Source organism: Rhodococcus sp. WAY2 (assembly GCF_009859915.1).
GTDB lineage: Bacteria > Actinomycetota > Actinomycetes > Mycobacteriales > Mycobacteriaceae > Rhodococcus_F > Rhodococcus_F oxybenzonivorans.
Map to the genome: position 1 here is coordinate 2,144,362 of NZ_CP046572.1, position 17,881 is coordinate 2,162,242.

Annotated in this window: 16 protein-coding genes; 14 read left to right on the forward strand and 2 right to left on the reverse strand. The window is 67.4% G+C overall.

Features of this window, described 5'->3' with window-relative positions:
- Window positions 1-194: 194 nt before the first annotated feature.
- From GFS60_RS09985 to GFS60_RS10040, 12 genes are all read left to right on the forward strand, one after another.
- Entirely contained in the window at window positions 195-953 is a 759-nt protein-coding gene (locus GFS60_RS09985; RefSeq protein WP_159920868.1) for a TauD/TfdA family dioxygenase, read from the forward strand.
- The gene (locus tag GFS60_RS09990; protein WP_159920870.1) at window positions 950-1,966 is read left to right on the forward strand and encodes an AurF N-oxygenase family protein; all 1,017 of its coding nucleotides are present in this window, start codon (window positions 950-952) and stop codon (window positions 1,964-1,966) included. Before GFS60_RS09985 ends, GFS60_RS09990 begins: the two co-directional genes overlap by 4 nt.
- Complete coding sequence (locus GFS60_RS09995; RefSeq protein ID WP_159920872.1) at window positions 1,963-3,276, forward strand: KamA family radical SAM protein; 1,314 nt, start codon at window positions 1,963-1,965, stop codon at window positions 3,274-3,276. The genes GFS60_RS09990 and GFS60_RS09995 overlap by 4 nt, the downstream gene beginning before the upstream one ends.
- The gene (locus GFS60_RS10000; RefSeq protein WP_159920874.1) at window positions 3,273-4,757 is read left to right on the forward strand and encodes a GNAT family N-acetyltransferase; all 1,485 of its coding nucleotides are present in this window, start codon (window positions 3,273-3,275) and stop codon (window positions 4,755-4,757) included. The genes GFS60_RS09995 and GFS60_RS10000 overlap by 4 nt, the downstream gene beginning before the upstream one ends.
- Window positions 4,754-5,809 carry an Ldh family oxidoreductase gene (locus tag GFS60_RS10005; protein ID WP_159920876.1) on the forward strand — a complete coding sequence of 352 codons (1,056 nt, stop codon included), beginning with the start codon at window positions 4,754-4,756 and terminating at the stop codon, window positions 5,807-5,809. The genes GFS60_RS10000 and GFS60_RS10005 overlap by 4 nt, the downstream gene beginning before the upstream one ends.
- Window positions 5,806-7,032: an ATP-grasp domain-containing protein gene (locus GFS60_RS10010; RefSeq protein WP_159920878.1), complete on the forward strand. Its 1,227-nt coding sequence runs from the start codon at window positions 5,806-5,808 to the stop codon at window positions 7,030-7,032. Before GFS60_RS10005 ends, GFS60_RS10010 begins: the two co-directional genes overlap by 4 nt.
- A complete protein-coding gene (locus GFS60_RS10015; RefSeq protein WP_159920880.1) occupies window positions 7,029-8,297 on the forward strand; it encodes a GNAT family N-acetyltransferase in 1,269 nt (422 codons plus the stop codon). Before GFS60_RS10010 ends, GFS60_RS10015 begins: the two co-directional genes overlap by 4 nt.
- Window positions 8,294-9,214: a branched-chain amino acid transaminase gene (locus tag GFS60_RS10020; protein ID WP_159920882.1), complete on the forward strand. Its 921-nt coding sequence runs from the start codon at window positions 8,294-8,296 to the stop codon at window positions 9,212-9,214. The genes GFS60_RS10015 and GFS60_RS10020 overlap by 4 nt, the downstream gene beginning before the upstream one ends.
- A gap of 153 nt (window positions 9,215-9,367) precedes the next feature.
- Entirely contained in the window at window positions 9,368-9,961 is a 594-nt protein-coding gene (locus GFS60_RS10025; protein WP_236603426.1) for a hypothetical protein, read from the forward strand.
- Window positions 9,958-11,265 carry an MFS transporter gene (locus tag GFS60_RS10030; RefSeq protein ID WP_159920884.1) on the forward strand — a complete coding sequence of 436 codons (1,308 nt, stop codon included), beginning with the start codon at window positions 9,958-9,960 and terminating at the stop codon, window positions 11,263-11,265. The genes GFS60_RS10025 and GFS60_RS10030 overlap by 4 nt, the downstream gene beginning before the upstream one ends.
- Before the next feature lie 4 nt (window positions 11,266-11,269).
- Window positions 11,270-12,526, forward strand: a complete 1,257-nt coding sequence (locus GFS60_RS10035) for an ATP-grasp domain-containing protein (protein ID WP_159920886.1) — start codon at window positions 11,270-11,272, stop codon at window positions 12,524-12,526.
- A gap of 114 nt (window positions 12,527-12,640) precedes the next feature.
- The gene (locus tag GFS60_RS10040; protein WP_201453542.1) at window positions 12,641-13,456 is read left to right on the forward strand and encodes an oxidoreductase; all 816 of its coding nucleotides are present in this window, start codon (window positions 12,641-12,643) and stop codon (window positions 13,454-13,456) included.
- A gap of 322 nt (window positions 13,457-13,778) precedes the next feature.
- Here the strand turns inward: GFS60_RS10040 and GFS60_RS10045 are convergent, their stop codons facing one another.
- Window positions 13,779-13,997, reverse strand: coding sequence for a hypothetical protein (locus GFS60_RS10045; RefSeq protein WP_109328315.1), 219 nt, complete (start codon window positions 13,995-13,997; stop codon window positions 13,779-13,781).
- A 168-nt stretch (window positions 13,998-14,165) separates the two neighbouring features.
- A complete protein-coding gene (locus tag GFS60_RS10050; protein WP_159920890.1) occupies window positions 14,166-14,642 on the reverse strand; it encodes a DUF1707 SHOCT-like domain-containing protein in 477 nt (158 codons plus the stop codon).
- A gap of 103 nt (window positions 14,643-14,745) precedes the next feature.
- Between GFS60_RS10050 and GFS60_RS10055 the strand changes: the two genes are divergently transcribed.
- Together GFS60_RS10055 and GFS60_RS10060 are read left to right on the forward strand one after the other, a co-directional pair.
- Window positions 14,746-15,279: a PadR family transcriptional regulator gene (locus GFS60_RS10055; RefSeq protein ID WP_159920892.1), complete on the forward strand. Its 534-nt coding sequence runs from the start codon at window positions 14,746-14,748 to the stop codon at window positions 15,277-15,279.
- 246 nt (window positions 15,280-15,525) lie between these two features.
- Complete coding sequence (locus GFS60_RS10060; protein WP_159920894.1) at window positions 15,526-17,880, forward strand: arylsulfatase; 2,355 nt, start codon at window positions 15,526-15,528, stop codon at window positions 17,878-17,880.
- Window position 17,881: the final 1 nt, after the last annotated feature.

The following is a 17,881-nucleotide window of genomic DNA, read 5'->3' on the forward strand; positions in this document are numbered from 1 at the left end:
TTCCGGACCGGCCTCGGCAGTCGAGTGACGGTGTCGTGAACTGTCACCGGGTGGCATTTCGGCTCCCCTAGGGTGGGTGGTGTCCGCGGCGAGGCGACCGCATCCTTGACGAAACCGATTCCGAACGATCCCGATCTCCGACGGTCGGCATCACGGATTTCACATCCCGGTCGGGTTTCGAAATGGAGGAACAGATGTCGCCCTATTGCCGTGTCGTTTCCGTGGCGGAAAGCTCAGAAGCAGGAGCGGACCGCCTCGACGGAAGGACGCTGGAGGAGGACGGCTACGTCCTCGTCCGCGACGTGGCCGATCGAGTCGCCGCCGCCGAAGTGGTTGGCTCCCTTGGGAATTTGGTACCGCAGTACAACGGTCATCTCACGCATGACGTGACCTACCGGCCGGGAAACGATCACCGGGCGTACTCGCAGAGCGCGAACACGATTCTGGCGCACACCGAGGCTCCCGGATGGAATCCGAGTCCCGCCTATCTCGCGTTGTTCTGTCACCGCCAGGCGCGCTGCGGGGGAGGGCACACCGACCTCCTCGACGTACGGCGATTGGTCGAGGCCCTCGAACCGGCCGAGCTCGCGCTGATGACCGACGCCGAACTCGTCTTTCCCGGCCCTGACGGCGGTGTGCGCACCACCATGCTGGGATCGGACGCCACCGGGCGCACCGTTCTGCGGTTCAGCTACAACCTGCTCACCGCCGCCGACTATGACCCCCACCGCGACGCCGACATCGACGACTCCCTGCTGCCGCTCGGTCAGGCCGGCCGCCGGTTGGCGCACCGCGTCAGCGACCTGTTCCAAACGCTGCGCACGCGTGTGCTGATCCCGGAGAACGCGCTGCTCATCTGGGACAACCAGCGCATGCTGCACGCCCGGTCGGAGTACGCCGACCGCACCCGTCACCTCACTCGTTTCTGGGCCGGCGACCGGAGCCGCGCATGACCATCGACGACCTTCAACTGCAACGCTCCGATGCCGATGGGCTGGTGCACTTTCCGGGACTGCCGGCGTTCGACCCCGCCGACGAAACCGAGAACGCCATTATCCGCCGCCTCGCGGGGAACTGGCACCGGCGGTCGACGGTGAAGCGCGACGAGCCCGACCTCGACGAGCTGTTCGTTGCCGGCCGGGCGGACTATCCGGAGAAACTCGTGCCGTTCCGCGCCCACCCGACGTGGCAGGCGATGCCCGATGCGATGCGGTCGCGGCTGCTGAGCTGGGCGTGGATCGCCTACAACCGGCATACGGTGCTGGCCGAGCAACGTGTCGCCAACCCGGCATTTGCGCTGGTAATGGACGGTGAATTTCCCGGACTCGGTGGCCCGGATTTGGAGATCGCGCTCGCCCAGGCCATGGTCGACGAGCAGTACCACTCCCTGATGCACATCAATGCGAGCGCGCTGACGAGACGCAAACGGGGGCACCTGTTCCCCGACTGCGCGCTTCCCGAGTCGCATACCTCCCGCATGCACAGTCGTTTGCGGGACGAGGCCGCGGAGCGCTGGAAGCGCAGCCTCACCACCTTGGCGTTTGCCACCGTCTCCGAGATTTCGATCAACGCGTACCTCGATCTTCTTGCCGGTGATCGGGACATTCAGGTGGTCAATTCCACTACCGCGCAACTGCACAACCGGGACGAGTACTGCCATGCGTCGATCTCCGACGAGATGGCGAAGCTCGTGTATGACGTGCTGGACGCCGAGAAGCGCCGCTTCTTCCTCGACATGCTCGTGGCAGGGCTGGAGGCGTTCGTGGCCACCGACTACTCCACCTGGGAGGCGATCTTGCGGATCGAGCGGGTCCCCGGCTGGGAACGGATGGTCGCCGACGTTCGCTCCGAGAGTTCCGGGGCGCGGCTCGTGCGCGACTACAGCGGCCTCCACTCGCTGATGTCGGACATGGATGTCCTCGGGGAAGTCGACTTCGACTGGGGTCTGGCGGTGACCAACACATGACACTCGCCCTCGATACCTACACGGCCCTCAACCCCCGGTCGATCAGCGGCGACCGGCTACGCAAGCTCGTCGTCGAACGCACCGGCGACCCGGTCCTCGCACACGAGGCACACGTGGTGTCCCAGGTACTGCCGTTCAAGGTCAGCAGCTACGTGGTGGACGAACTGATCGACTGGGATCGTGCACCCGACGACCCGATCTACCGCCTGACCTTTCCGCACCGCGACATGCTCGAACCCGAACACTTCGCGGTGATCGAGCAGGCGGTGGTGCAGGGCGACCGGGCCGGAATCCGCAAGGCGGCCGACACGGTTCGCGGCTCCCTCAACCCGCACCCCGGCGACCAGATGAGCATGAACGTTCCCCAGCACGACGACATCGACGGCTCGGGGATGCAACACAAATATGCCGAGACACTGCTGGTGTTTCCCCGCCAGGGACAGACCTGTCACAGCTACTGCGGCTACTGCTTCCGCTGGGCCCAATTCGTCGACCAGCCCGACCTCAGGATGGCCGTGTCCGGGCCGGAGGCGATGACCCGGTACCTCGATCGGCATCCGATGATCACCGACGTCCTGTTGACCGGCGGCGACCCGCTGGTCATGCGGACCGATCTGCTGGCGTCCTACCTCGAGCCCCTTCTCGAACCCGAACGCGCACACGTCGACACGGTCCGGATCGGAACGAAGGCCGTGTCGTTCTGGCCCTACCGCCTGTTGGCCGGACCCGAAGCGGACAGCGTGCTGCGGTTACTCGAGCGGCTGACCGCAGCGGGTAAGCACGTCGCGGTGATGCTGCACCTGTCCCACGTCGCGGAGTTGCAAACCGATGCGGCCAAGGCGGCGCTCGCTCGGCTGGCGTCCACGGGAGCGGTGCTGCGCGCCCAGGCCCCGGTGGTGCGTCACGTCAACGACGACCCGCGTGCGTGGGCAGATCTGTGGCAGGCGCAGGTGCGTCACAACGTGGTGCCCTACTACATGTTCGTCGAACGGGACACCGGCGCCCGGCCGTACTACGGTCTGCCGCTGGCGAGGGCCTACGACATCTATCGAGAGGCGTTGCAACAAGTCTCCGGTCTCGGCCGGACCGCACGTGGACCGGTGATGTCGGCATCACCCGGAAAGGTCGTGATCGACGGCGTCGTCGAGCTGGACGGCGGACGCGCGTTCGCGCTGCGTTACCTGCAGGCCCGCAACCCGGAGATGGTCGGCAGGCCGTTCTTCGCCGCATACGACGAGCACGCGCAGTGGTGGGACGAACTACGCCCGTACGGCCCGCGCGACCGCGAATTCTTCGGGGGACTCTCGTGAGAGTCACTGCACATGAAATCAGCCTGACGCAGAGGCACGTGTGGCGTTCGGCCAGGGAAGCGATCCCGGTTCAGCGGGCCCTCGTGGTCGAGGTCGAACAGGACGGTGTCACCGGATTCGGTGAGGCTTCCGCTTTCATGACCGCCCACTACAACTCCGGGGTGGACCAGCTCCACGCGGATCTGCGCCGGATCGCCCCGCTGCTGGCCGACCTCGGCCCCGACGACCCGTTCGCCGTGTGGCGCAGGCTGTTCGCGGCGCTGCCCGATTCACCGTTCGTCCTGGCCGCCCTCGATACCGCGGTGCACGACCTGCGGGCCCGGCTGCTCGGCGTGCCGCTGTGGCGGGCCCTCGCTCTGGACTCTCCGCAGGAATTGCGCTCGAGCTTCAGCATCGGGCTCGACGAGATCGAGATGATGGTCCACAAGCTGTGCGAGCGGCCCGGATGGGCGGCGTACAAGGTCAAGCTTGCTGATCCGGGTGATCTCACCGTGCTCGAGGAACTCCGCCGCCACACGAGTGCGCCGTTCTATGTGGACGGCAACTGCGGCTGGACGCTGTCTCGACTGCTCCCGGTTCTGCCCGCCCTGCAGGACCTCGGCGTGCAGTTGATCGAGCAGCCGTTTCCGCGGTCGGCGTGGTGGGACACGCGAACCTTGAAGCAGCACAGCCCGATCCCGGTGATCGCCGACGAGAGCATCACCTCGATGCAGGATTTCGCCGCGTGCGCCGAGGCGTTCGACGGAATCAACGTCAAACCGATGAAAGCCGGGGGCATCACCCCGTCCCTCGTGTTGCTGCGCCGGGCCCGCGAGCACGGTCTGCTCACCATGCTCGGTTGCATGCCCGAGTCGGTGGCCGGGGTGTCGGCCACCGCCCACCTGGGCGGACTGGCCGACTACCTCGACGTCGACGCCGTCGACCTGCTGGCCGTGAACACCGGCTTCGGGGTCTCGCTCGACGGTTCCGGCCGCGTCAGTCTCCCGGATCGGCCCGGGTCCGGTTACCTGCCCGACCCCACCGCCCACGGCTGGCGCGTTCGGCCGGTGAGCGCCGAAGAGGTACGACCGGTCCGCCACCGAGTGCTGCGGCCCGGGCAACCCCTGGCGACCTGCGCCTATCCCGAGGACTCGGCCAGCGGCGCCCGGCATTTCGCCGCCCTCGACGCAGGGCGCGTGGTCGGGGTGGCCTCGCTGTACGACGAGGATCCCGAGTACACCGTGCCGGGACTGGCCGTGGGCCGCGGCCGTCGCCTGCGCGGCATGGCCACCCTCGAGGAGGTCCGCGGCACCGGCGCGGGCAGCGCGCTTCTCCGCACCGTGCGCACCAACACGGTGCTGTCCGGCGCCGACGCGCTGTGGTGCAACGCGCGCACCACCGCCGCGGGCTTCTATCTCGCACACGGCTTCCGCGTTCTCGGACCCGAATACGACATCCCCGGCATCGGACCCCACGTCTTCATGTATTGGAGTGCTTCATGATCAACCCCGCTCGATGGCCCGAGCAGCAGGCGCGCGCCCTCGCCGCACGGGCGTTCCGCGAGGCCGGTGTCCCGGCGAGTGACGCCGAGCAGGTCGCCGACGCCCTGGTCGATACCTCCCTGCGCGGCATCGATACTCACGGTCTGCGGCTGCTTCCGCAGTATCTCGACGAGCTCGCGACCGGTGTCGCGAAGGCAACGGCCACGCCGACCGTGGTCTCGGACCGCGGGGCGGGCCTCCTGCTGGATGCGGACGGCGCGCTGGGCGTACTCGCCGGATTGGCCGCCGCCCGGCTGGCCGCCGAGCGAGCCCGGGAATTCGGTGTCGCGGCGGTGGGGGTGCGCAATTCCAACCACTTCGGTGCGGCGTCGGTGTACACCCGGCACCTGGCCCGGCACGGGCTGGTCGGCATCGCGGTGACCTCCGCCGCCTCGCGGGTGGCGCCGTTCGGCGGGGTTGAGCCGCTGTTCGGTACCGACCCGATCAGCGTGGCCGCCGGCGTCGGAGACGACGAGTTCGCGCTCGACATGGCCACCAGCCAGGTGTGCTTCGGTGAGGTGAAGCAGCGCCGGGCCGAGGGACGCCCACTGAACAGCGGCTGGGCGACCGACCTCTGCGGCCGTCCGACCGAGGTGCCCGAAGAGGCGTACGCACTGTCGCCGCTCGGCGGGTACAAGGGGCAGGGCCTCGCGATGGCGGTCACCCTCCTCGGGGCCGTGCTGACCGGATCGCCGCCGGATTGGCGGCTCGCGCAGGTCGGCGACGGAACACCGGGCCGCAGTCGCGGCGTCGGTCACTTCGTCCTGGCGCTGGACCCGGGTGCCTTCAGCGGGCAGACCAGTTTCACCGCCGGACTGGTCGACCTTCTGGATACCGTCCGCGCGGCGACGCCGGCCACGGACGCCCCCGTGGTGGCGCCCGGCGATCCTCAGCGCGCCCACCAACGAGAACGGTCGGAGCGGGGAATACCGCTGGAAGCGCGAACCGCGGAAGTGCTGGCCGGTCTGGCCGGGAACGTCGCTGCCGACCCGGAGAAGGAGATGGTCCGATGATTCTCGTGCTGATCAGCCCACGGGCTGCGGGGCTGCCGTTCGCCGCGTGGCTCCCCGAGGAGCGTGGACGGATGGTGGCGGTCTGCGCCGCGGGAGCGGAACCGGCCGAGGGATTCGCCGAGGTCATTCCGGTCGCCGACTACAGCGACGACGCCGCGGTGCTGCGTGCCGCTCGCGCTCTTGCGCGCTGGCACCGCCCGACCGCCGTGCTCGCCTTGGCCGAGGTCGACGTCGAGCGGGCCGCGGTGTTGCGCGGTGACCTCGGTCTGCCCGGACTCGACACCGGCACGGCGGCCGCCTACCGCGACAAAATCCTGATGAAGGAACTAGCCTGTGCGGCAGGACTGCTCGTGCCATCGTTCGCGTCGGTGTGCACCCCGGCCGACGTCACCGACTTCATGGCGGACCACCCGGGACGTGTGGTGGTCAAGCCGCGCAGTGGATCCGGTTCGTCCGGCGTGTACGTCCTCGATTCGCCCACACAGGCGGACGGCCTCGCCGACGACCTCGCGGCAACGCCGTACGAGGTCGAAGAGTTCGTCGACGGCGCGGTGCACCATGTAGACGCATTCCGGGTGGCCGGGCAACCGGTGGCGGCGGTCGCCTCCCGCTACACCGGCCAGGGCTGCCTCGAACACTGGACCGACGCCCCGTTCGGCTCGCGGTCGGTCGATACCGCAGACCCACTCCATGCGCGCCTGGTGAAGGAGACCTGGCGACTCGTCGATGCACTCGCCTCGCCTCCGACGATCTGTGTGCACGCCGAGTTCTTCGTCACCGGCAGCGGCGACATCGTCCTGTGCGAGGTGGCTGCCCGAATCGGTGGCGGACCGATTCCGATCATGTTGCGGCACATTCTGGGAATCGACCCACGGCACCTGTGGGCGCGCGTGGAATGCGGCCTGCCCGTCGACGTGGACGCGGTACGCCGGCACGTCGCAGCGGCACCGCACGCCGCCTTCTACGGCGTGCCACCCCGGCAGGGCCGGGTGCGGCGAATCCCCGACGCACCGCCCGGTGTCCACGACTTCACGGTGAACACCCATGTCGGGGACCTGTGGAGCGCCAGCCGATACAGCGAGCGTAAGTCGGCGGACTTCCTCGCTTTCTGGGTGGTCACCGACTCGGACTTCACCGCTCTCGGGCGCCGGCTCGTCACCACCGCCGACCGTGTTGCCGCCGAATTCGGCTGGGACCGCGACGAAACGGAGAACGCAGCATGACCGGCAGCAGCACCCTCACCGGTGGCCTCACCGCCCACCTCCTTCCCTCCGGTGCCCGCCCGAGCGCTCTGGATTTCGCGGGCATCGCCGAGCCGGACATCATCTGGGAGGACGCGCGGTGGTGCCGGTTCGTCGAACGCACCGACCTCCACGAGGTTCGCTATCTCGAGGTGCGGGAGGACGGACAGACCGTCGCCCTGGCTCCGCTGCTGTTCACCGCACAGCCCGGTGGCCTGCTCTTCTATGATCCGCCCAGGCTGGTGGGAACTCCGGGTGCGCTGGCCGAACCCGAGCTGCTCGACGAGACTGATCGGCAGCGCTGGGCGGAGCTCAGCGCCGCGCTGCCCGGCGCGCGCGAGGACCAGTATCCGTCGCTCGCGCTCGCTACGTTCGGGAACCACCACGGGGTGGCGCACACTCCCGGCCGCACGCGCGACGAGCGGCAGGCCATCATGGCCGTCCTGCCCGAGCTGCTGCAGCAGGCCGGCGACGAACTCGGCTGCCGCAGTGTGGCATTGCTGTATGTCGGCGAGTCGGAAGCCGAGGCAGTGGACCACTGCGCGTCCCGTGCCGGATACACGGCGGCACTGCTGGGCGCTGAGGGCGTGCAGGACCTGGCCGGTGACAGCTGGGCGGAGTACGTGGCGGGGCTGAGCAAACGCCGGCGTGTTCGGCTCCGCAAGGAGGTCGCGGACTACGAGCGGGCAGGCATGCGCACAGCGGTCCGGTGTGGGCCGGAGGCACTCGACGACGAGGTGATCGCCCTCCAGGTCGCACACCGGGCCAAGTACGGACTGCCCGGCGGCGAGGATCGGGTTCGCCGCGACTTCGACTCCGTTCGCGAGGAATTGGGTGACGCGTGTGTAGTGCTGCGCGCCGAACGCGCGGATCGGCTGGTGGGTTTCGTGCTGTATCTACGCACCCGGGACATGCTGTTCGCGCGGACCGCGGGGTTCGCCGCCGATGCTCGCGGTTGCTATCTCACGCTGACGTACCACGAGACGGCGAGGTGGGCCGTGGAGCACGGCCTCCGTCACGTCCATTACGGGATGGCCGCCTACGAGGCCAAACATGCTCGCGGGTGCCAACTACGCCCCCGCTGGGGCTGGTTCTCCTTCCGCGGCGCGGGCTCCGACATCTTGTCCGAGACCCTCGCGCTGCAGTCACAGAGCATCGAACGCCGGCTCGAACTGGTCGGTGCGCCCGCGGCGCCGGTCACCTCCCGACACCTCACTGCCCCTACCGAACCGAAAGTGGAACGATGAAACTGACCCCGACCAGCACTGTATGGATGGACGGCGAGTTCGTCGCGTGGGACGAGGCCCAGGTCCACGTGCTGACACCGAGCCTGCACTACGGATGGGGTGTCTACGAGGGCATCCGTGCCTATGACACGGAGAGCGGCCCCGCGGTGTTCCGGCTTCGCGATCACCTACGACGGCTCCACGACTCGGCCCGGGTGTATCTGATGGACCCGGGGTGGTCGGTGGACGAGCTCACCGAGGCCTCCCTCGAGTTGCTGCGCCGCACCGGCCTGGACTCCGGCTATCTGCGCCCGATCGTCTACCTCGGTTACGGCTCGATGGGCGTCGCTCCGGCGTTGGACAGCACCCGGGTGGCGATCGCGGCCTGGCCCTGGGGTTCTTACCTCGGTGAGTCCGCGGAACAGGACGGCTGTCGCCTGATGGTCAGCAGTTGGCAGCGCAACGGCATCCACGCCGTTCCGCCGCTCGCCAAAGCGACCGGTGCCTACGTCAATTCGGCACTGGCCAAGGTGGGCGCGCTGCGCGCCGGTTACGACGACGCGCTGATGCTCACCGCCACCGGTCACGTGGCCGAGGCGTCCGCAGCGAACATCTTCACCGTCCGCGACGACGTACTGATCACGCCGCCGATCAGCGACAATATTCTGCCCGGGCTCACCAGGGACACTGTGATCACCCTCGCCCGGGATCTGGGGCTCACAGTGAAGGAGCAGAGCCTGACCCGCAGCGAACTCTACGTTGCCGATGAAGCTTTCCTCACCGGCACTGCGGCCGAGATCGTCCCGGTGGCGTCGGTTGATGACCGCCCGCTCGCCGCAGGTGGTTGCGGTCCGATCACCAAGCAACTGCGTGACGTCTTCCACGACGTGGTCCGGGGGCGCGTGCCCGCCTACCGACACTGGCTGGAGTTCACATGAACACACGTTCCCTGCTCTCGACCACCGACCAGGTCGCCTACGCCTGGGCCGGTGGTGGCCTCGGCATCCTGGAAGGCTTGGTCGCCGACTTTCGTCAGCGGGACAGAACAATCCGGCGACACACCCACCGCTGTCGCTCGACGGGAGGAGGTCGTGGACCGGGTGGTGACCGTGCTGGGTGCACGGGCATGGCATGCGCTGCCGGAGGCGTCTCACGGTCGGGCACGCCGCGCGGCACGGCGCGCCGTCGCGTACTCGCTCGCCGCGGATGTCGCTTCCACCGGCGGGCCCACCGGTGCGCGGAGCGACTGCTGGGTGCTCACCGTCCACGCACTGGAACTGCTCACGGTGGCCGCGCATTTCGACGCCGTCACCGACCGGACCCGCGAGCTGCTCGGATCGGCGCCCGAAGGTCGGTTGCTCGCCGCCTGGCAGATGGTGAACGACGGCCTCGCCGTCGTGGCCACCACACGCCACGAATGGGTCGGGGCAGATCCCGCGACCGTCGCTGCCGCGGGATGGGTGCTGGTAGACAGGATGAGCCGGCTACTGATCGCCGCAGCTCTGATCGCGCAGGCCAGATCGACCGTATTGCCCGTTCCGACAGTCGAACTGCTCGTCAACGCGGCACGCCGGTATGCCTGGAATCATGTGCGCGGCCCTGCGCCCGAGGCCGCCACCGCCAACCACGTGCACCGTTCGGCGGATCTCGTCCGAGCGTTCGCGACCCGAGGAATCCTCCCGTGAACCCGGGCCTACGGCGACTCGGTGGTGTGCTGCTTCCCAGCAGTCCCGCGGGTCGCACGCTGGCCGTCGGTGCCGGAATCGACTCGCTCGGTACCGGCATGTTCTTCGCGTCCTTCGCCCTGTACTTCATCGGCGTCGTCGGCCTCAGCGCCAATCAGATCGCCCTTGCGACCACCATGGCGGGTGCGCTCGCCCTGCTCGCCCCGGTGCCCCTGGGCCGGATTGCCGACCGGGTGGGTCCGGCGCGGTTCTACGTCGCCCTGCTGGTAGTGCGCGGCCTCGGCTACGGCTGCTTTGCGCTTGTCTCCGACTTCACTGCCTACCTGCTGCTCACCGTGGTGCTCACCGCCGCCGACCGGTCGAGCAGTCCGATCCAGCAAGCCGTCATCACAGCCGTGATCGGCGGTCACGACCGCACCCGGACGATGGCCACCATCCGCGCTATTCGAAATGTGGGACTCACTGTCGGGTTCCTTCTGGCAGGCATCGTCTTCGCGACGGGCGCGCAGGCGGCCTTCACAGCGCTGTTCGTGGGAAACGGGATCTCCTTTCTCGCCGTCGCGGTGGCCGTGCGACTCGTCCTCCGCAGGACAGGAACGGTTGTGGAGCGCAAACCTTCTCGCGCCGACGAGGATCCGGCCGCGGCTGCAGTGCGCTCACCACTGCGCGACCGGTGGTTCATGGTATTCACCGTCGGGAACGGCGTGCTGGCGCTGTACGACACGGTGCTGATTGTTCTGCTGCCGATCTGGATTCTCGAGTACACCGCGGTGCCGATTGTGTGGGTGCCGGTGTTCATGGCCGTCAACACCGTGCTGACCGTGGTGCTGCAGGTGTATGTGGCCCGATTCGCCCGCGGCCCGGCCGCGGCCACGCGACTTCTGATCGCGACCGGAGCCCTGATGGCGATCTGCTGCGGGTTGCTCGCTCTGGGACACCTGGCCGCGACCCCTACCGCGGTGGTCGCCGTTCTGCTCGCGGTCGTGGTGCTGTCCGTTGCCGAGAATGTCCACTCGGTGGCGGCCTGGGAGTTGTCGGCGGAACTGTCGCCGCAGCCTGCCGTCGCCCGCTATCTCGGCGCGTTCAGTCTCGGAATGACCGGCCAGAAGGTGGTCGGCCCCACCCTCCTCGTCGTCGTCCTGCTACCGGCAGGGCTGATCGCCTGGCCCGTCCTGGCCGGAACGTTCGGTGCCGCAACCTTGGTCTCGCGGACGGCGGCGCGTCGCTGCCACGCCGAACGTGCACGCGCACAAACTCTCTCGGACGAGCAGCTACCGGCGTTCCCACTCCAGAAAGCAAGGTGAAAACATGACCGAACACGTCTTGGTCGTCGGCAGCGGCCGCGACCTTCCGAGCCGGGTCCGCAGCGCCCTCCCCGGCACGCAGACCTCCGTGATCTGCCGGCTCGACTTCGTTGCCAAGCTCCGGCAACTGACCGAGCACGCCCGGGTGATCGCCGTGCGGCACGACGCCCCGGACGAGGAATGGATAGCACTGGCCAGGGCGGCGCACGCCCGGCATCCGTTCACCCGCATCGCGACGTTCGGTGAACGCGATCAGGACCGCTGCGCCGCGATCGGCGAGGCGCTAGGCCTGTCCACCCACTCGCGGCGCACGGTCGCGTTGATCCACGACAAAGACGCCATGCGCGCGCAGCTCCGGGACGCGGGCATCGACTCCACCGCCTCCGCCATCGTCGCCGACGTGGACACACTGCACACGTTCGTGGGGAAACACGGCCTGCCCTGTGTCGTGAAACCGGTCTGCGGCGCGGGCAGCGCCGGGGTGGCCGTGGTTCGGGAGGAGGCCGCGCTCGCGGCGGCGTTCGAGCGCGCGGGAGGCAGCTTCGACGGCCTTCCGAACAGCGGCGTGCTGGTGGAGCAATTCCATGAGGGACCGCAATTCAGTGTCGAGGCGTTCTCGGAAAGCAGTGAACATCAGGTCGTCGCCATTACGCGCAAATTCTCCGACCCGGCCACCTTTGTCGAACTCGGCCACGTGGCACCGGCCGAACTTTCGGCGGCCGAGGAAGAACAGGTGCACACCTATGTGGAACGGCTGCTCGACGCACTCGGAGTGGAATTCGGGGCCACGCACACCGAGATCGTCCTCGGATCCCAGGGACCGAAGGTGATCGAGACCCACGTGCGAATGGGAGGCGACGAGATTCCAGCTCTCGCCTTCGACGCCACCGGCGTCGACCTCGCCGACTGTGTCGTGCGCCAAACGGTAGGGGAGAAGGTTCTTCCGGGAATTCGGGCGGTTCTCGCCGAGGAGCGGCCCGGTCGGTGTTCCGCGATCTGGTTCGCGGCCGCCCCGGTTGCAGGAGTGCTCACGGAGGTCGGCGGCCTCGACGACGCCCGGAACGTCGACGGTGTGACCGAGGTGCAGTCGCTGGTCCGACCGGGCAGCAGGGTCGAGGTCCTGGAGTCGTCGGACTCGCGGGTGGCCTACGCACGGGCCCTCGGAGACACGGCCGAGCAGGCGCTCGTCGCCGCTCGCGAAGCTGTCGGCTGCCTCGAATTCCAGGTGCGGGTGGCGGCAGCGAACGTGGTGTCGGTGTGACGTGGGGTCGGACGCGAGGAGTGCGAGCGACCTTGTCGCGGGTTGCGACTGAAAACCGATCGGTTTAGGGTGTGGAGGTAAACCGATCGGTTTCAGAAGTCAGGGAGTCCAATGATGACGTCAACTCAGCAGGTGGCCCTCGTTACGGGTGCGTCATCCGGCATCGGGCGAGAATCGGCACTCGCGCTGGTGAAGGCGGGTTTCACGGTTGTCGGCACCAGCCGCGACGCCTCGCGAAGCACCCCGCTCGACGGTGTGACGTTCTTCGACCTGGACGTGACCGATGAGGCATCGGTCAGCGCCTTGGTCGAGCAGGTGATCGCACGGTTCGGGCAGATCGACGTCCTGGTCAACAACGCAGGCATCGGTTTGATGGGCGCGGCCGAGGAAAACTCCGTTGCACAGTCATGGGGCGTCTTCGATATCAACGTCTTCGGCGTGATGCGTATGACGAGGGCGGTGTTGCCGCACATGCGAACGCTGGGACGTGGGCGCATCATCAACCTTTCGTCGGTCTACGGGCTGATCCCGGGACCGTACCTGGCCGCCTACGTCGCGTCGAAGCATGCGGTCGAGGGCTACTCCGAGTCGGTGGACCACGAGGTCCGCGAACACGGCGTGCGGGTTCTCCTGGTCGAGCCCGGTGGGACGAACACCGGGTTCGAGGCGAACAGTGCGCGGCCTGATTCGCCGTTGCCGGCCTACGAGAAGCAACGCCGGATCGCCGATCAGGTGCTTGCGACGTCGGTCGAAGGCGGCGACACCCCGGCCACCGTCGCACGCGCGGTCGTAGCGGCGGCGACGGATTCGAAGCCGAAGCAGCGCTATACCAGCGGCCCGCTGGCCTCACGTGTCAGCATGTTGCGCCGCTTCGCCCCAGTCCGGATCTTCGATACACAGATGCGCAAGTACCACCGCTTGACCAACTGATGCCTGCTCGGCATCACTTGGAATCTCGGCCCTTGGGGGCAACTGATGGGACAGTCGCGATTCGCGTCGCCTTGTCTCGGGGGAGCTACTTGGAGGCCGCCAGTTCCTCGGCGATTTCGATGTCGATTTCCTGCTCGGTCATTTCTCCGAACAGGTGATTGGTGAACATTTCTCGACTCGATCCCGTGGTGGTGGTCCGGTCGCTGGAGGCTCCAGCAGCGGCTCTACTGAATGTATCGCCGTGGGGTGCGCTGGTGTTTCACCCCAGCTCCGGGTTCTTTCAAGGTGGTCGGCGGGACCGGCGGTGTGCGCCGGACCCCGCTCATTCGCGCATTCCGTCGGCAAGCTCCAGAACGCGCCCGACGTATCGGCTCATGAATGTGTTGAACGCCAGTTGTGACAGTTCGGGGCACCCGGCCTTGCGGAAGAAGTGCTCCAAACCGACGAGTTCGGTGCCGATACAGACTCGTTGGTCATCGAGGTCGGCGAGCCGGCGTACGAGGCGCTCGAGTTCGTCGGCCTTGCTCATCACTTCGTCCATCGGACTTCACCTCGTACTCGATGCGATGGTGGTTTCTCGGTAGGGCGAGCGCGTCAGATGGGGGTCTTTCCGCGTCGCGACTCCGAGTCTACCAGCTATTCGAACGTGTGTGCGAATAGCTCGCCTGCATGCGAACGAGGCCTTCGGCACGGCGCCGTCGAGTGGTGTTCAGTTGTGGGCCGCGGCGCTCAATCGGTTATTGCACCGCATGGTTCCTGTGATCTTGCTGCACGTGCCTTCGCGGCCGAGCAGCGTTCGGCTCAGCAGTACCAAGCCCCAGGGGCCGATCACCCAGACCGGCCAGAAGTAGATCATGACGCCGGTGGCGAGCGAGATGATGCCCCAGATCACGATGTTGAGGCTTCCGGCGGCGAGCCAGGCAAGCCACTCGATGCGTTGGTGGCTCGGGAGACGCCGGCGTGCAGGCTGGGGTGATCGGATCCGGCGCGAGGCAGGTGCGGGGGCGGCCGGAAGGTCGCGCAACACCTGACGTACCTGTGCTTGGGTGACCGACCGATACACCTGGGCTACCCGCTGGTCGAACTCGTCGATTGTCAGTCGCCCAGCGGTGAGATGCCGGCCGAGTTCGTCGACGACCTTCTCGCGTTCGGAATCGGATATCCGGATGTTGTCCGCGTACTCCATCGGACCCTCCTCGGCGGTGACATTCCACTGTGGAATGTCGATGTCTTCTATGATCGATATGACACAGTGGAATGTCAACCCCTCACTTACGAAGGACGATGTCATGGCCGAACGCCCCCTCAATGCCACCGCCGCGTCGCTTCTCGGTTTCCTCCACGAGGGATCGAAGACGGGGTGGGACCTGGTGGTCACCGCCCAGGAACGCATCGGCAAGTTCTGGTCGATCACGACCAGCCAGGTCTATCGGGAGCTTGCAGCGATGGAGCGTGCCGGGTTGATCGAGGCGGGGGAGCGGGGCACCCGCGAGCGTAAGCCCTACACCCTGACCGATGAGGGTCGGCGGGCGTTCGCGGACTGGATCGAACTCGACCCCGCAGCGGAGAACATTCGCTATCCATTGCTGCTCACCGTCGCGTTCGGCGCGCATCTTCCGCCCGAGCGGTTGGACGCGATGCTGGACTCCCACCGCACCGCACACGAGCATCAGCTCGCCGAGTACGAGCGCGAGGCCGAAGTGCACAGCTCCAACGAATATGCGTTGGCGACACTGGACTTCGGGATCGTGTACGAGCGCGCCGTCCTGGAATGGTTCGATCGCGTCGGCAAGCGGCTGGGGCGCGGGAGGCGGAGCCGCTGACGGGTCATCTCGTGCGTCGGTACCCGCAACGAGGGGCGTCCTCCTCGCCCCTCGGAGTCTTCCACCGTGAGATCGGCGAACGCCGTCAGTACTCCGCCGGCCGGCGGCGTGGCGAGCTCACCCGCAGTGGGTGAGGTGCGGGCTGGCTACGCCCGGGCACGCTGAGGTCAGGCAGTGCTGTGCACTCCGGGCCCAGCAGAGGACCCGCGAGCGTTCCGACGACACGCGAAGAGGTTGTGAGTAGTCATGGTGGAGCGGCGTGAGGTTTTACCGATACCCGACCGGCAGCACCTCGGACTGATCACCTATGACGCGAAAGACCCGGACACCGCTTTCCCACCGATCCAACCTCTGCTTCCACCGGAGGACGCCCCGAACGTTCTGGTGATCCTCCTCGACGACGTGGGTTTCGGCGCCGCCAGCGCCTTCGGCGGCCCGGCACACACCCCGACCGCGGAGCGACTGCAACGGGGCGGCCTCACCTACAACCGCTTCCACACCACCGCCCTCTGCGCACCGACCCGAGCCGCGCTGCTCAGCGGCCGCAACCACCACTCGGTGGGGATGGGCATGATCACCGAAACCGCGACCTCGGCGCCGGGCTCGTCCGGGCTGCGGCCGAACACCAAGGCCGCACTGCCGATGACCCTGAAACTCAACGGTTACTCGACCGCCCAGTTCGGGAAGTGCCACGAGGTGCCGCCGTGGCAGACGTCCCCGATCGGGCCGTTCGACGCGTGGCCGACCGGCGGCGGTGGCTTCGAGCACTTCTACGGCTTCATCGGCGGCGAGAACAACCAGTACTATCCGGCGCTGTACGAGGGCGTGGCGCCGATCGAGGTGGACAAGACACCCGAGGACGGCTACCACCTCACCGAGGATCTCGCCGACCACGCCATCGACTGGATTCGGAGCCAGAAGTCCCTCGCCCCGAACAAACCGTTCTTCGTGTACTTCGCACCCGGGGCCACGCACGCCCCGCATCACGTGCCCCCGGAGTGGGCGGACAAGTACGCCGGCCAGTTCGCCGGCGGATGGGACGCGCAACGCGAGTCGACTCTCGAGCAGCAGAAGCGGCGCGGCGTCGTCCCTGCCGACACCGAACTCACGGCGCGCCCGGAGGCTATCCCCGGGTGGGAGGAGATGGACGACGCACTCAAACCGGTGCTGGAACGCCAGATGGAGGTGTACGCGGGATTCCTCGAGCACACCGACTTTCACGTCGGCCGCGTGATCGACGCGATCGAAACGATAGGCGCCCTGGACAACACCCTCGTCTACTACATCATCGGCGACAACGGTGCCTCCGCCGAGGGAACCATCAACGGCGCATTCAACGAGATGGCGAACTTCAACGGTCTCGCCGCCATCGAGACCCCGGAGTTCATGGCCGAGGTGAAGGACAAACTCGGCACCCCGGAGGCCTACAACCACTACTCGGTGGGCTGGGCGTGGGCGATGTGTGCGCCGTTCCAATGGACCAAGCAGGTCGCCTCGCACTGGGGTGGCACGCGCAACGGCACCATCGTCCACTGGCCCGCCGGGATCCGCAGCAAGGGTGAAGTTCGGTCGCAATTCACCCATGTCGTCGACGTGGCGGCGACGGTGCTCGAGGCCGCCGGACTGCCCGAGCCCACGTTCGTCAACGGGGTGCAGCAGACTCCGCTCGAGGGCCCGAGCATGCTGTACAGCTTCGATCAGCCGGAGGCTCCGGAACGACACGACCTGCAGTACTTCGAGATGGCCGGTAATCGCGGCATTTACTACAAGGGCTGGAGCGCGGTCACCCGGCACAGCACCCCGTGGTTGCCGAACGAGGTGCTGCCCGCTCTCGATGACGACGTGTGGGAACTGTACGACGGGTCGACCGACTGGTCGCAGGCCCATGACCTCGTCGCCGAGATGCCCGATAAACTTGCTGCACTGCAACGGCTCTGGTTGATCGAGGCGGTGAAATTCAACGTTCTTCCCATCGACGACCGCCGCTTCGAACGGCTGAACCCGACCATCGCCGGCCGACCGCAACTCGTGACGGGAACCTCGCAGGTGTTGTTCCCGGGGATGAAGCGGCTCAGTGAACACAGCGTGATCGACATCAAGAACCGGTCGTTTTCGGTAACCGCGGCGATCGAGACGCCGAAGGACGGGCCCACCAACGGTGTCATGATCGCCCAGGGCGGTCGCTTCGGCGGCTGGGCTTTCTACGTCAGGGAGGGACGAGTGAGATTCGTCTACAACCTGCTCGGCATGAGCGAATTCGTCGTCGGGGCAACGGAAGACCTCGACACCGGCAGTCACCAGGTCCGCGCCGAGTTCGCCTACGACGGGGGCGGTCTGGCGAAGGGCGGGACCGTCACCCTCTACATCGACGGCCGCAGCGTCGGCAGTGGCCGGGTCGACCAGACGCAACCGATGGTCTTCTCGGCGGACGAGACCACCGACATCGGCAACGACTTCGGTATGCCGGTGAGTACCGACTACATCGGCGCCGCCAAGTTCAATGGGCGTATCGAGGTCGTGAAGATCGACGTCGGCGAAGACGACCACTCCCACCTCGTCGACCCCGCCGAGGTCGTCCGGGTCGCGACCTCCCGCCAGTAAT

Coding starts and splice junctions, on each gene's coding strand:
- GFS60_RS09985 (WP_159920868.1), top strand. CDS start 195: ATGTCGCCCTATTGCCGTGTCGTTTCCGTGGCGGAAAGCTCAGAAGCA.
- GFS60_RS09990 (WP_159920870.1), top strand. CDS start 950: ATGACCATCGACGACCTTCAACTGCAACGCTCCGATGCCGATGGGCTG.
- GFS60_RS09995 (WP_159920872.1), top strand. CDS start 1,963: ATGACACTCGCCCTCGATACCTACACGGCCCTCAACCCCCGGTCGATC.
- GFS60_RS10005 (WP_159920876.1), top strand. CDS start 4,754: ATGATCAACCCCGCTCGATGGCCCGAGCAGCAGGCGCGCGCCCTCGCC.
- GFS60_RS10010 (WP_159920878.1), top strand. CDS start 5,806: ATGATTCTCGTGCTGATCAGCCCACGGGCTGCGGGGCTGCCGTTCGCC.
- GFS60_RS10015 (WP_159920880.1), top strand. CDS start 7,029: ATGACCGGCAGCAGCACCCTCACCGGTGGCCTCACCGCCCACCTCCTT.
- GFS60_RS10020 (WP_159920882.1), top strand. CDS start 8,294: ATGAAACTGACCCCGACCAGCACTGTATGGATGGACGGCGAGTTCGTC.
- GFS60_RS10035 (WP_159920886.1), top strand. CDS start 11,270: ATGACCGAACACGTCTTGGTCGTCGGCAGCGGCCGCGACCTTCCGAGC.
- GFS60_RS10040 (WP_201453542.1), top strand. CDS start 12,641: ATGACGTCAACTCAGCAGGTGGCCCTCGTTACGGGTGCGTCATCCGGC.
- GFS60_RS10045 (WP_109328315.1), bottom strand. CDS start 13,997: ATGGACGAAGTGATGAGCAAGGCCGACGAACTCGAGCGCCTCGTACGC.
- GFS60_RS10050 (WP_159920890.1), bottom strand. CDS start 14,642: ATGGAGTACGCGGACAACATCCGGATATCCGATTCCGAACGCGAGAAG.
- GFS60_RS10055 (WP_159920892.1), top strand. CDS start 14,746: ATGGCCGAACGCCCCCTCAATGCCACCGCCGCGTCGCTTCTCGGTTTC.
- GFS60_RS10060 (WP_159920894.1), top strand. CDS start 15,526: ATGGTGGAGCGGCGTGAGGTTTTACCGATACCCGACCGGCAGCACCTC.